12 protein-coding genes are annotated in these 13,156 nt (G+C 61.1%); 8 read left to right on the forward strand and 4 right to left on the reverse strand.

The window, feature by feature from the left end; genetic code table 11:
* Positions 1 to 234 precede the first annotated feature (234 nt).
* The 3 genes from gatE to NJU76_RS15835 all read left to right on the forward strand — a co-directional run bounded on the left by gatE (position 235) and on the right by NJU76_RS15835 (position 3,918).
* Positions 235 to 2,103 (forward strand): Glu-tRNA(Gln) amidotransferase subunit GatE, encoded by a 1,869-nt coding sequence (gatE, locus tag NJU76_RS15825; RefSeq protein ID WP_254530330.1) that lies wholly within the window; start codon positions 235 to 237, stop codon positions 2,101 to 2,103.
* Positions 2,104 to 2,262: 159 nt separating this feature from the next.
* Positions 2,263 to 2,925 (forward strand): HTH domain-containing protein, encoded by a 663-nt coding sequence (locus NJU76_RS15830; RefSeq protein ID WP_254530331.1) that lies wholly within the window; start codon positions 2,263 to 2,265, stop codon positions 2,923 to 2,925.
* 171 nt (positions 2,926 to 3,096) lie between these two features.
* Positions 3,097 to 3,918: an IS5 family transposase gene (locus NJU76_RS15835; protein WP_254528552.1), complete on the forward strand. Its 822-nt coding sequence runs from the start codon at positions 3,097 to 3,099 to the stop codon at positions 3,916 to 3,918.
* 185 nt (positions 3,919 to 4,103) lie between these two features.
* Here the strand turns inward: NJU76_RS15835 and NJU76_RS15840 are convergent, their stop codons facing one another.
* Positions 4,104 to 4,868: an RNA methyltransferase gene (locus NJU76_RS15840; RefSeq protein ID WP_254530332.1), complete on the reverse strand. Its 765-nt coding sequence runs from the start codon at positions 4,866 to 4,868 to the stop codon at positions 4,104 to 4,106.
* Between the two features lie 1,156 nt (positions 4,869 to 6,024).
* Between NJU76_RS15840 and NJU76_RS15845 the strand changes: the two genes are divergently transcribed.
* From NJU76_RS15845 to NJU76_RS15855, 3 genes are all read left to right on the forward strand, one after another.
* Positions 6,025 to 7,251 carry a Cdc6/Cdc18 family protein gene (locus NJU76_RS15845; protein ID WP_254530333.1) on the forward strand — a complete coding sequence of 409 codons (1,227 nt, stop codon included), beginning with the start codon at positions 6,025 to 6,027 and terminating at the stop codon, positions 7,249 to 7,251.
* Positions 7,252 to 7,304: 53 nt separating this feature from the next.
* Positions 7,305 to 8,498, forward strand: coding sequence for a dihydropteroate synthase (gene folP / locus NJU76_RS15850; RefSeq protein WP_254530334.1), 1,194 nt, complete (start codon positions 7,305 to 7,307; stop codon positions 8,496 to 8,498).
* 380 nt (positions 8,499 to 8,878) lie between these two features.
* Positions 8,879 to 9,595 (forward strand): 6-hydroxymethylpterin diphosphokinase MptE-like protein, encoded by a 717-nt coding sequence (locus NJU76_RS15855; RefSeq protein ID WP_254530335.1) that lies wholly within the window; start codon positions 8,879 to 8,881, stop codon positions 9,593 to 9,595.
* A 55-nt stretch (positions 9,596 to 9,650) separates the two neighbouring features.
* Here the strand turns inward: NJU76_RS15855 and NJU76_RS15860 are convergent, their stop codons facing one another.
* Positions 9,651 to 9,809, reverse strand: a complete 159-nt coding sequence (locus NJU76_RS15860) for a hypothetical protein (protein ID WP_254530336.1) — start codon at positions 9,807 to 9,809, stop codon at positions 9,651 to 9,653.
* Between the two features lie 65 nt (positions 9,810 to 9,874).
* On the opposite strand from NJU76_RS15860, the gene NJU76_RS15865 reads away from it, so the two are divergent.
* Both NJU76_RS15865 and NJU76_RS15870 read left to right on the forward strand, forming a co-directional pair.
* Positions 9,875 to 11,284: a cryptochrome/photolyase family protein gene (locus tag NJU76_RS15865; protein WP_254530337.1), complete on the forward strand. Its 1,410-nt coding sequence runs from the start codon at positions 9,875 to 9,877 to the stop codon at positions 11,282 to 11,284.
* A gap of 183 nt (positions 11,285 to 11,467) precedes the next feature.
* Positions 11,468 to 11,776 carry a HalOD1 output domain-containing protein gene (locus tag NJU76_RS15870; RefSeq protein WP_254530338.1) on the forward strand — a complete coding sequence of 103 codons (309 nt, stop codon included), beginning with the start codon at positions 11,468 to 11,470 and terminating at the stop codon, positions 11,774 to 11,776.
* A 38-nt stretch (positions 11,777 to 11,814) separates the two neighbouring features.
* Here the strand turns inward: NJU76_RS15870 and NJU76_RS15875 are convergent, their stop codons facing one another.
* Both NJU76_RS15875 and NJU76_RS15880 read right to left on the reverse strand, forming a co-directional pair.
* The gene (locus NJU76_RS15875; RefSeq protein ID WP_254530339.1) at positions 11,815 to 12,783 is read right to left on the reverse strand and encodes a sugar phosphate isomerase/epimerase family protein; all 969 of its coding nucleotides are present in this window, start codon (positions 12,781 to 12,783) and stop codon (positions 11,815 to 11,817) included.
* Between the two features lie 51 nt (positions 12,784 to 12,834).
* Entirely contained in the window at positions 12,835 to 13,080 is a 246-nt protein-coding gene (locus NJU76_RS15880; RefSeq protein WP_254530340.1) for a DUF7127 family protein, read from the reverse strand.
* Positions 13,081 to 13,156 lie beyond the last annotated feature (76 nt).

The raw sequence follows: 13,156 nt of genomic DNA on the forward strand, positions 1-13,156 counted from the left end.
GAGGGAGACGGCGCCGAAGACGACTAATAAGCAGCAGTTACGGTGATGGTACCGAAAGGCGATTTTGATAGCAGTGGCTGAAGGGCTGTCTGGGGAGCGCATACCGAAGCGACTCGCTGGCCGTCGAGTTCAGAGGACGTCTCTCGAGACGGTATCTGCCGGTGTGGCACCTCGACCTGCGTCCCTGAGCCGGACTGGACGGTTTTTTACCCCTCCGTCACCGAGTCCCCCGCAATGACGGAACACGATTACGAGGACCTCGGACTCGTCGCCGGGCTGGAGATCCACCAGCAACTCGATACGGCGACGAAACTGTTCTGCCAGTGTCCGACGCTCCTTCGCGAACCCGAGGAGTCGTTGCGTTCGTTTTCGCGATACCTCCATCCCACCCGAAGCGAACTCGGCGAGCTCGACGACGCCGCCGTCGAAGAGAGCATGGTCGAGCGCGAGTTCGAGTACCTCGCCTACGATACGACCTGTCTCGTCGAGGAGGACGACGAGCCGCCCCACGAACTCGACGCCGAAGCCCTCGAGACCACGCTCGAGGTCGCTCAACTCATGGATATGCGCCCGGTCGATCAGGCCCACGTCATGCGCAAAATCGTCGTCGACGGGTCGAACACGTCGGGATTCCAGCGATCGACCCTGATCGCGACAGATGGCGAGATCGAGACCAGCGACGGCCCGATCGAGATCGAGGACCTGCTGCTCGAGGAAGAAAGTGCCCAGCGCGTCACAGAGACCGACGCCGGCGTCCGCTACAGTCTCGATCGACTCGGTATCCCGCTGGTCGAAATCGGCACGGGTCCCGACATCTCGACGCCGGAACAAGCCCTCGAGGCGGCCGAACGAATCGGTATGCTGCTTCGGTCCACGGGTAAAGTCAAGCGTGGCCTCGGGACGATCCGCCAGGACGTCAACGTCTCCATCGCGGAGGGTGCCCGCGTCGAGATCAAGGGTGTCCAGAGTCTCGACGATATCGACGACATCGTCCGAAACGAGGTCGCTCGGCAGGTCGAACTCGTCGATATCCGGAACGAACTCGCAGACCGCAGCGCGTCGGTCGGCGACGTCGTGGACGTGTCCGACGTCTTCTCTGGCACCGAAAGTGGGGTCATCGGCGGCGCACTCGAATCGGGCGGCTCCGTGATGGCGGTTCGCCTCTCCGGCTTCGACGGACTCGTCGGTCGCGAGATCGCACCCGACCGACGGCTCGGGACCGAGTTCTCGGACCACGCGAAACGCCACGGCGCGGGCGGGATCTTCCACACCGACGAGCTGCCGGCGTACGGAGTGACCGAAGACGAGGTGGCTGCGTTGCGAGACGCCGTGGGTGCAAACGAGAACGACGCCGTCGCCATCGTTGCCGCCGATACCGACGTCGCGAAAACGGCAGTCGACGCCGTCGCGGCCCGCGCAACGACCGCGCTCGAGGGCGTTCCGGAGGAAACCCGGGGCGCGAACGACGACGGGACGACTCGCTACCTGCGGCCGCTTCCCGGTGCGGCCCGGATGTACCCGGAGACGGACGTCCAGCCCGTCGAGCCGGATCCGAGTGAGGTTTCCGAACCGGAGTTGCTGACCGAGAAGGTCGAGCGCTACCAGGACGAGTACGACCTCGGTGCAGGACTCGCTGAGCAGGTCGCATACGGTGAGTACATGCCGCTGTTCGAAGACGTCGTCGCCGACGGTATCGATCCGACGCTGGCTGCGACGACTCTCGAGTCGACGCTCACCGAACTTCGACGGGACGACGTCCCCGTCGAAAGGCTCTCTCCCGACCACCTCGAGGAGGTCTTCAGGATGGCTGACGGTGGCGACCTCGCACGAGAGGGTGTGCCGGATCTGCTTCGGGCACTGGCGAACGATCCGACCCGTTCGGCCGAAGCGGCCGCCGAGGCCGGCGGCCTCGGATCGGCGGGCGAGGACGAAGTCCGAGACGCCGTCGTCGAGGTCGTCGAACGAAACGAAGAACAGGTCGAATCGGAGGGGATGCAGGCCTTTTCGGGGTTGATGGGCGAGTGTATGGGCGCCCTTCGAGGAAAGGCAGACGGCGACCTCGTGAGCGAACTCCTCCGCGAGGAGATTCAGAAGCGAAGCTGACCGCGGCCGGGTAGCGAACTCAGTTGTGTCCATCACGGCTCGCGTCGGCACGAGGACGCTCAGGCAGTGGCTTCGGACACGCTGCTGGGGCGAGAGGTGACCAATATCTGCGCCGTCGAAAACATTTATCAATACACGCATTGCCTGATCACGTGACCAATGACTGAAACGCCAACTACCGAGACAGCGGCGCTTACAGCAGTCTGTCACGTGCGGGCACCGCTGCTGCTCGAGCCGGTCGACGAGCAAATCGAGACGCTCCAGGCTTGCGAGTCCGAAGGGGCGATCGATGAACTACTCCTTCGAAGCTGGCCAAAGGAGGTGACGCTCTCGGACGAAAGCCCCTATCAAGAGGTTCTCGACGATTACGAGCGATTCCAGCAGTGGGCCGACGAACGTGGCGTGACCGTTCGCCCGCCATTCCGCGAGCGGACCACGACGTCGCAGGTGACCGATACCACGCAGGAGCGCCTCGTCACGCCGCTGCTGTGTCTCGAGTTGTACGCCGACGAGGAACTGATCGGCGTGTTCCCTCATTCCACCGAGACGACGGACGAAACGTACACGACGGACGATGCCATTGCGACGCTTCGAACCGGCGAGATCCCAACTCCGCTCGCCACGATCGAAGTAGACGATTCACGGGAGTCGGCCACGCCGAATACCTGCCCGGACTGTGGCGGGTTTCTGATCGACGGTCAGGGACTGCTCGCCTGCAGTGACTGCGGTTGGGTCGGCACCGTCAGTGTGCCCGGCCGGTACGAGTCCCAGCCAAAAGAGACCGACAGCGAACGCGAGGCTTCGCCGACGAAGTCCCGGTAGGTGGACTCTCTCACCGCTCCACTCGTAATCGGAGGAGCGGCTTTCGGGTATGCCTGTCGCTCAAATCGTGGTGTACCAGGTGCCGAGTGTGCTTGTTTATGCTCTGTAGGATCGCTAGACGGCGTCGCCTCAATCTCGTTATCTTCGTAGAAAGCGAAGAGACGGATTACTTTGGTATCCGAATTCCGTCTCCTCACCCGAGAAATCGTTGCGAAAGCTAAAAACGTTGTCGAGAATCCGGACGAACCCGCCGACCCCGTAGGGGGTGGCGGGTTCGCCGAATGGGCGATGCTCACGTTGCAAGCACTGCGGATCGAACTCGGGAAATCCTACCGCCAGACAATCGATCTGTTGAGCGAAATGCCCGGCATTCTCGACGAAATCGGCCTCACGCGGCTTCCGCATTTTACCGTCCTGCGTGACTGGTTTGAGACTATCTCGATGGAGACCTATCGTGCGTTTCTCGGCGAATCAGCCGAGAAACGCACTGGCCATGCCGCGATCGACTCGACTGGTTTCGACCGCGACCAGCCCTCGCGGTACTACGCGACGCGAAAACACTACCGCGTTCGCTCGCTCAAAGTCACTGCCCTCGTGGACGTGAAAACGCTGTACGTCTACGATGTTCACTGTACGACCACGAAAAAACATGATGCGAAGATTGGTCCGCAGGTCGCTCGGCGAAACGCCGAGGACCTGCGGTCATTGGCCGCTGACCGTGCTTACGATGGAAAGCCATTCCGAGACGATCTTCATCTTGATCGCATCCGACCGTTGATCAAACACCGGATCTACTCCTCGCTCGACCGGGCACACAACGCCCGGATGAGCAGCTGCTGGTACAATCGCCGCTGGATGGTTGAGACTGTCTTTTCGTCGATCAAGCGCACGCTCGGCTCCGCCGTGCGTGCGCGAAGCTGGCACCTCGAATTCCGCGAGATGGTGCTCAAATGTGCCGTCTACAATCTTCGTCGAACAGTTAGATATCCGTAGAATCAACCGCAGTGTATCGGTTTTCGACCGGCGGTGGCATTAGTGAAAACGCCGAAATCAAGCTTCGTCTAGCGATCCTACGAAGCACTTGTTTACACACTCTTCAGTAGCCGTTGTCGGTTCGCCCCGGTGTCTCTTTCCACTGATTCACTATCCTTCACTGGAGGCCCTCTATTCGACGGTACTCATTTCTCTTCAGGGCGCTCGGTTGCCCGTCGGAGAAGACCCAGCAAGGTGTTCACCTCGCGTTCGGTCAGATCTGCCCTCCCAAACACCCGTCGCAACATTCGCATCGTCTTCTCCTGTTTTTCTTCGGGATGGTTGATCTCCTCGAGCAGTGCTGCCCACTGGTCGTAGAGCCGATCGATCGTTTGCTCGGGTGCGCGGACGCGTTCTATGGCGGGCAACTGCGTTTCGTCGCTGAGGGTGAGCCTGCGCAACTCGTAGAGCGTAATGGTCGCAGCCTGACCGAGGTTCAGGACGGGGTACTCGGCGTTCGCTGGAATCGAACAGATTTCGTCGATCCGAGCGAGTTCTTCGTTCGTCAGCCCGACGCGTTCACGGCCGAAGACCAGTGCGGTGGACGCCGCGACGGTCGGGAGCCGATCGGCCAGATCCGCCGGCGTCGAGTACGGAAATCGAACGTGACTGTTGTCGTCCTCGTTCGTCACCGCCGTACACCCAATCGTATGATAGGTGTCGACCAGCTCGGTAAAGCTGATCTCCGTTGCGTTAGGAAGGATATCTTCTCGAGCGTGGCCTGCAAACCCATAGGCTTCGCCGTCTGGATCGAGTGCCGGGGGATCGACGAGCAGGAGGTCGTTGAATCCAAAGTTCTTCATCGCGCGGGCGATGGTTCCGATGTTTCCCGGCGACTGAGCGTCTACGACTGCAACGGCGGGTAGCGTTCGGACGGGTTCGTCGGTCGGAGACGACGACTCGTCAGTCATCGCTATCCAGGACTCGATGTGACGGGCTCGAACGGAGTGTGCCTGACCGCAGTTCGATTTCGGTCACGACAGCCGTGCCGACCGTTCGATGAGAGCCTGTGGTGTCATACGCGCTCATATACCACTTACGTACAAACGGGAACGCAAAAAAGAGCGTGTTCGTCCGACGAGCACTGCTCGAGCGGGTCGTTCTTCGGTGATATCGTTTTTGTCCTTCCGTCCGTTCTTCGTCCTTTCTGTCTCTCAATCGCACTCACATCAGGAGTACCCGCCGCAACAGTGTTCTCATGTCGGTCCCTCCGTTGTTTCTCACCAGCCGTTATTTTCTCACCAATTGGTGTACTGTTCTAGTATATTCTAGTAACTAGTGTGAGTTAGTAACTAGTGTGAGTATGTATCGACTAGAAACGGTACCGAGTTCTGATACTACGTGTGTGAATCTGACTGGATACCGCGATTACCGTCCCGATCCTACGCATCCCGATCCTGCACGAGAGGAAGCGCGTGACGGCAAGGGATCACTGGCCCATGGCTGTCGTCGTGAACGCTACTTCGATCTGAATTGGGTGAGTGAGCCGCTGAATCGGACACTGGTCGATGTATCGGCACCGATCGACTGGGTCGAAATCGATGGGACACGGACACACCCCCCTCGCGTTTGTAAGCGCTCTCACATGCGGAGGATCTGTTACGCAACACACCGTTGTCGCGGATGAAAAAGATCGGCTTCTGTGCCGTGAATCCTCAAAAATCGGTGAATTCGTTTTACTGCCACCCCTCTTTCACCGTTACAAACGCGAAGGGGGTGTGTGTGTACCGGACACTGAGTGACCCCCGACGCGCCCGATCAGTTCGCGGAACGGGTTTCACCGTCCGTCGAGCAAACGTTCCGCGAACTGTGAACGAAAGTCGATCTCCGGAACCGGGTGCAGCGTCTCCGTTTCTGAGCCGGTCCGGTCGTACGTTACATCCGCGATGGGGGTGTCCGTCCCTATCGCGCCGTTCACTGGTCTTAGAAGCGCGAGGGTGCCGAAATGTACTTCATATAGTCATGTGGCCGTCGTTGCCCACTCGAGTCGCTCTGACGGCGTATTTACATCCGCGATCGATCTCCACAGCTTTATTTCAATTCGGTTGGAAGGAACGGGATACCGCAATGTCCGCCAACGACGAACGAGATCCTCTCTTTCGGTACGACGATCCGGTCTTTGCCGACGAGCGTCTACTCGAGATCACGCACCTTCCCGGTCCGGATCGAATCGTCGGTCGTGACGAGCAGATGCAACGGGTTGCGGACGCTCTGAACCCGGCGATATTCGGGAGCGAGCCCAATCACCTGTTCATTTTCGGCAAGACCGGCACCGGTAAATCGCTCATCTCGCGGTCGGTCACCCAGCGAGTGATCACTGAAGCCCAACACGACGACGTCACAGTGAAGTACGCCTTCATCGACTGTGGCGAACAGAACACGGAGGCGTCGATCGTCAAAACGATCGCCCAGATCGTCAACGACTCCGAGACGAGCGGCGTCACCGTACCCGACCGCGGCCTGGGCACGGGCGACTACTACAAGCGCCTCTGGCAGGCCGTCGATCACTGCACCGACGTCACCATCGTCATTCTCGACGAGATCGATATGCTCGAGGACGACGAGGTTCTTCGAAAGCTCTCTCGGGCCGGCGAAAATCGCCGTATATCCGACTCGAGCATCGGTATCATCGGTATCTCGAACAAGATTGATTTTCCGGATCATCTCTCCGAGCGCGTCAAGTCGAGTCTGTCGCGGGACGAACTGGTCTTCTCTCCGTACGATGCGAACCAACTCGTCGAGATTCTCGAAAAGCGCCGTGACGCGTTCCACGACGGGGTGTTGTCCGCCGACGTTATTCCATTGACTGCAGCGCTCGCCGCCCAGGAGCACGGTGATGCGCGGAAGGCGATCGACATCCTCCGAAACGCAGGTCGAATCGCCAAGAAGCGAAACGACACTCGGGTGACCGCAGATCACGTCCGGGACGCAAAGGAAAAGACGGAGGCTGACCGGTTCAACGAGTTGATCGAGGGATCACCCCAGCAGGCGAAGGCGATCCTCTACTCCCTAACGCTGCTGACCGAAAACAGTACCGAGAAGGAGTTTCCGACGAAGATCATCTACAATCAGTACAAGGAGGTCGCCCGCCAACTCGACTTCGACGTCCTCTCGGAGCGACGAGTACAGGAAATTCTCCAGGAACAGAACTTCCTCAACGTGATCCAGTCCGAGCGAGAGGGACGCGGTCGGGGCCGCGGCGCACACGCAAAACACCGCTTGCTGGAAAATCCATCAATCGTCAAGAAAGTCCTCCTGCGCGATTCGCGGTTAGCGGTCCTCGAAAACGAGTAAGAGCGCTTCGCCGGAACCGCGGTGCCTTTTTGCATCGCCTCCTCAGACGGGGTATGAACAGCGTCGACGCCGCCGGTCTGGGGATCGGTGATGACCACCCGCCCCGGATCATGGGCGTGTTAAACGTCAGCGAGGAGTCGCCCTACGATCCGAGCGTTTTCGACGATCCCAGCGAGGCGGCTCGCTACGTCGACGAGGAACTGATCGACGAAGGGGCTGACATCGTCGATATCGGTCTCGAATCGGCGAACAAGCGGTTCGACGTGCTCTCGGCAACGGAGGAACTCAAGCGCTTACACGTCGCACTCGAGACGATCGAAAGCGTCTCCGGGGACGCTATCTTTTCGATCGAGACTCGCTATGCCGACGTAGCCGACGAAGCGCTCGCGCGCGGCTTCGATATGGTAAACGACATCTGTGGATTCGCCGATCCCGCAATGCCGACAGTCTGTGAGGAACACGACGTGGCGGTCGCGAAGATGGCGAGCCCGCCGGACCTCGAGCGACCCGGTGTCGTCGAGGAAACAGATTGGACGACCCGGAAATCACCGGAGTGGGCCACGCGGGCGGACTTCGTCGATCAGGTATACGAGGCGCTGAAGCAAAATGGAATGACCGATAAGACGATCCTCGACCCGGCCTTCGGGGGCTGGAGCAGCGCACAGACGCTCGAAGACGACCGCGAGACGTTCCGTCGGCTTCGTGAGTTTCGCGCTCTCGGTCGGCCGCTGCTGGTCTCGATCAACCGGAAGAACTTCCTCGGCGAAATCGCCGCCCGCGAGACGGAAGAACGACTGCCGGTCAGTCTCGCAGCGACTTCGATGGCCGTCGAGCGCGGTGCGCACGTGATCCGAACGCACGACGTGGCCGAAACGCGAGACGCCGCCCTGATCGGATCAGCGTTTACAGAACGCACGAGTGTGATCGCAGACGGTATCACGCTCTCACAGTTGGACGTCCGCTCGACGCGGGAGATCCGGTCCCAACTCCGGGAACGCGGTATCGATCCCGCGGTTGCGGACGATCTGTGGACGCAATTGCTCGAGATCGAGGGCCTCGACCCCGACTCGAGCGAGCGATTGCTGTCGATCGCGGCCGACCACGGAGCGGTCGGCAGGCGCGTGACAGGCGATCGGTTCCTTCTCGCTGGTTCGACTGCCGCCATTTCCGATATTTCAGCCCGTCTGACGGACGAGTCGGGTCGACTCGATCGTCTCGGTCGGAAGCTGTCAGGGGTGCTGCGGTGAGAAAAATCGTATGTCGGATGTTCCGAAACGAGGGAGTGGACGCCGGGCGGTCTCCCGGACAGGGGTACGTTGGAGGCGATCTCCGGCCCACAACACGGAATTATTGTGGTCCGACACGAACAGCGACGGCTGAAATCTGCGTCCTGAAGATCGATGTCGGTGGGCTGCGGGCTGTGGGTTGCGGACTGTTCTCCGAGGGGATCCCGATTGTCGACAGTCCGTAGCGTCGACTGTCGGCGGACAGCTGATGACGGGTCCTGGGACCTGTGTTTACGGAATAGGTGGTGGATCGGTGAGCGGTGACTTCGATATCGATTGCCCCATATTCGAGTCGACACAGAACACACAAACGGATCGCGCGACGAGTACCGACACCGAGCATGGAGTTCGACGAGTGGGAACCAGTTTACAACGTGATCCTCGAGGATTTCGGGTACGACCGGATCGGCGACGAACAGGGGCGGGATTTCCTCGATTCGCTTCTGGACGCGTCGTTCGATCCGGCGGGGCTATCGGCCCTCCAGGATGCGACTGTCGCCGTTGCAGGAGCCGGGCCGTCGCTCGAGACCGGGGCCGACCTCACACGTGCGCGCGATGCAGATGCCGTCGTCGCGGCCTCGACAGCCGTCGACACCCTCGCGACCCACGGAATCGACGTCGAGTGCATGGTGACGGACCTCGATAAGAATCCGGAAACGGTCGAACGGCTCACCCTCGACGGCGTTCCGGTCGCGATCCACGGGCACGGCGACAATCTGGAGACGATACGCGACGTCGTCCCGAACTGTGCTCACGAGTACGTTTTGCCGACGACGCAGGCCGAACCGCGCGGCCGAGTCCAGAACTTCGGCGGCTTCACGGACGGTGATCGTGCGGCGTTTCTCGCGGACCACATGGGCGCCGCCGAACTCGTCTTCGTAGGCTGGGACTTCGACGACCCGACGGTCGACTCCGTGAAGGCCCGGAAGCTCGAGTGGGCGGAACGCTTACTCTACTGGCTCGAAACACGCCGCGAGGAGCGCTTCGGCGTACTGGATGGACGACGGTCGGAGATCGAGACCGGCGACGTGTCGCTCGAATTCGATCACCGTCAGTGAGCCGTTCGACGAACGTTTCGTCGGCCATCGCGGACGTCGAGTCGGTGTCGATGACTCACCTGACCGCGGGTTCCGGAACGCCCAGTTCTCGCATCACCGCACCGACTCGCTCGAGACGCTGCTTGCGAACGGCCGCGTACTCGCCGACCAGTGGTGCATCTCCGGCGCCCATCGCGAGTTGCGCGTCCGTTTCGCCGGATCGTCCGACGTGCAAAACTGGCGCTCCGACGGCGGCTTCGAGACCTACATTCTTTCGGCACTCGAGCGCGCAGTTCGACTGTGATCGTTCACTGGCACCGTCGGGATCTCCGCACGCCCGACAACCGTGGGCTCGAACGCGCTGGAGCCACCGACGAGTCGATCGTCCCGCTGTTCGTCCTCGATCCGACCGTTCTCGAATACGCGTCGTCAGTCCGAGTCGCGTGTTTGCTCGAGGCTCTCGAGGCGCTTCGGAAGCGCTATCGAGAGTTCGGGAGCGATCTCGTGGTCGTCGAAGGAGAGGCGAGCGGAGCGGTTCCGCGCGTCGCAGCCGAGTACGACGCCTCGTCCGTCGTCTGGAACGAAGACTACAGCGGGCTCGCACGGGAGCGGGATCGAGCGGTGCGCGCTGCACTCGCGGACGACGACACCGCGTGTGAGTCGGTTCACGATGCGATCCTCCACGAACCGGGATCGATTACGCCGAATCAGGGCGCCCACTACTCGGTGTTCTCGTACTTCTGGAAGAAGTGGCGCGACCGGGACAAACGGGAACCGGTCGGGCGACCCGACGCGGACGGGTTCGCCAGTGTAACGGGCGATCCGCTGCCATCGCTCTCGGACCTCGGATTCGACGACCCCGAGGCGACGCCCCCGTCAGTGACGATGACGGCAGCGCATGAGCGGGTCTCGGATTTCTGCTCGGGGCCGATCTATCGGTACGCTGCGGAACGCGACTACCCCGCCGCACGCGGGACCTCACGGCTTTCACCACACCTCAAATGGGGAACGATCGGCCCGCGGGAGCTGTACGCGGCAACCGACCGTGCTGCCGACAGGGCGGATACCGACGGGGAGCGCGAGAGCGTCCGCGAGTTCCAGCGCCAGCTCGCCTGGCGAGAGTTCTATGCACACGTCCTCGCGTTCAACCCGGAGACCGTCTCCGAAAACTTCAGCGGATACACGAACCCCATCGAATGGGAGGACGATCCGGACGCGCTCGAGGCGTGGAAGAACGGCGAAACGGGATATCCGATCGTCGACGCGGGGATGCGACAGCTCCGGGCCGAGGGGTGGATGCACAATCGCGTGCGGATGCTCGTCGCATCGTTTTTGACCAAAGATCTCCTGCTCGACTGGCGGGAGGGATATCAGTGGTTCAGGCACATGCTCGCGGATCACGACACCGCTAACGACGTCGGTGGCTGGCAGTGGGCCGCATCGACCGGCACCGATGCACAACCCTATTTCCGCGTGTTCAATCCGCTGACACAGGGACGCGAGTACGATCCCGATGCCGAATACGTCCGCGACTACGTTTCCGAACTCACCGACGCTTCGACCGAAGAAATCCACAGCTGGCACGACCTTGAGCCCGACGAACGAGAGCGAATCGCCCCCGCGTACCCGGCCCCCATCGTCGAGCACGCCGTTCGCCGGGACCGAGCCATCGAAATGTTCGAGCACGCGCGCGGAGAGTCCTCGGAGTAGTGGCGCTTCGAACGGAGACCTGTTGCACGTCTCCGACGAACGGCCTGTGTGCACGACCCCGGATTCGAAATCGATAGCACGCCTATTCTCGGGTACTGGGCCGAGAGGATGGTGATCTCACCCGTTACTCAGAATGATATATTTGCCACCACCCTTATCAGCTGGACTATCTTAGGCGCTAGTATGTCCCCTCTGGACAACCCGTCGTCGCCCAGTGGTGCGGTTCCTCCATCTCAGGCAATCGTCGAAGCGATCGCCGCACACGAGGGCGTTGACGTGACCGAGGTCGAGCCCCCGACGTACGACCCGCTGTTTACGGTCGTCAATCCGGAGGCGCTCGATGAACTGTTCGACCCCACTTCCGATTCGGCCAGCGACGTGGTGGTAACACTCGAGTACGAGGGATACACGGTCGTCGTTCGCGGCGGAAGCGAGGTCAAAGTCAGCGAGCAATCCTCAGACGATTCGATCAATCACCCGATCGAAGAGTAATCTGCAGCTACTCGCACAGCCCGGCCTCGCATGTCGGCTCACTCCGCCCAGTAGGCCTCGCCCGGCTGCGTTTCGAAAATCGCCCGCTCGAGCACGTTGATCGCTTTCTCGAGACCTTCCCGCGAACTGGTCAGCGAATCTTCGTGCTCGATACTCAGCGCGCCGTCGTAGTCAACCATTCTGAGCGTCGAGACGATGTCCTTCCAGTGAGATTCGCCGTGGCCGTAGCCGACGGATCGGAAGAGCCACGATCGATTCGGCTCGTCTTGATAGGACGTCGTATCCAGAACCCCTTTCTCGCGGGCCTGCGCGTCGTAAATCATGGTATCTTTGGCGTGGACGTGATGGATCGCGTCCCGGTTGCCGAGGTATCGGATCGCGTCGGTGATCGTAATCCCCTGCCAGTAGAGGTGGGACGGGTCGAAGTTCGCCCCGATCCGGTCTCCGGTCTCCTCGCGTAATCGCGCCATCCCGTGGGGCTCGTAGACCAGCATATTCGGATGCATTTCGATCGCGACGTCGACCTCGTGTCCGTCCGCGTAGTCGGCGAGTTCGCTCCAGTACTCGATCGCCCGCTCCCACTGATACTCGAGGGCGTCGCTGTGTTCCGGCGGCCAGGGTGCCGTGATCCAGTTCGGAACCTCGTCGTCCGGACCGCCGGCCGGGAGGCCAGAGAAGCAGGTGACGGTGTCGACCTCGAGCTGAGCGGCGAGCCGGATCGCCTCGCGGAGTTCGGTGTCCGATCGCGTCGCGTGCTCTTCGTCGGGGTGAATCGGGTTGTTGTGGGTCGCGAGCGCGCTAATCCGCATGTCGTATTCGTCGAGTAGATCCGCGAGTTCGGCCTGTTGGCTCTCGTCATCGAGATACGCAGACCGCGTCAGATGGTCCTGTCCCGGATGGCCGCCGACCCCCGGTTCTATCGTATCGACGCCCTGCTCGTGGAGATACGGCAACGCACCCTCGAGCGGTTCGTCAGCGAGCGGTGGAGTGTGAACGCCGAGTTCCATAGCGGAGTCGACGACAGCCGGGAAAATAAAACGGGGGCTGGCGAGAGTCGATCAGCCGCTGATCGTCAGCACGCCGTCGTTGACGGTGACGTCGCTCGCGTCTGCGGGGACGTCGAACTCGAAATGTATTTCATCGGCGGTGACGATCGCCGTTCCGCCGACGATGTCGACCGACGGCTTCCCACGGACCGGGCCAAAATCGACGACGATGACGGTTTCGTCTTCGTACTCTCGGGTGCTGATAGTGATGTCGTCTTGTTCTCCCGCGACTGCTTCTAGTTCTGGTGGCGTTTCCATGATCGATCGTACGCGGTCCACGTTCGTAACAGTCGTGCACGAACTCGCGCGTCCGGACGATACGATCTACAGGCAG

The sequence above is a fragment of the Natrinema gelatinilyticum genome, from assembly GCF_024266705.1.
GTDB lineage: Archaea > Halobacteriota > Halobacteria > Halobacteriales > Natrialbaceae > Natrinema > Natrinema gelatinilyticum.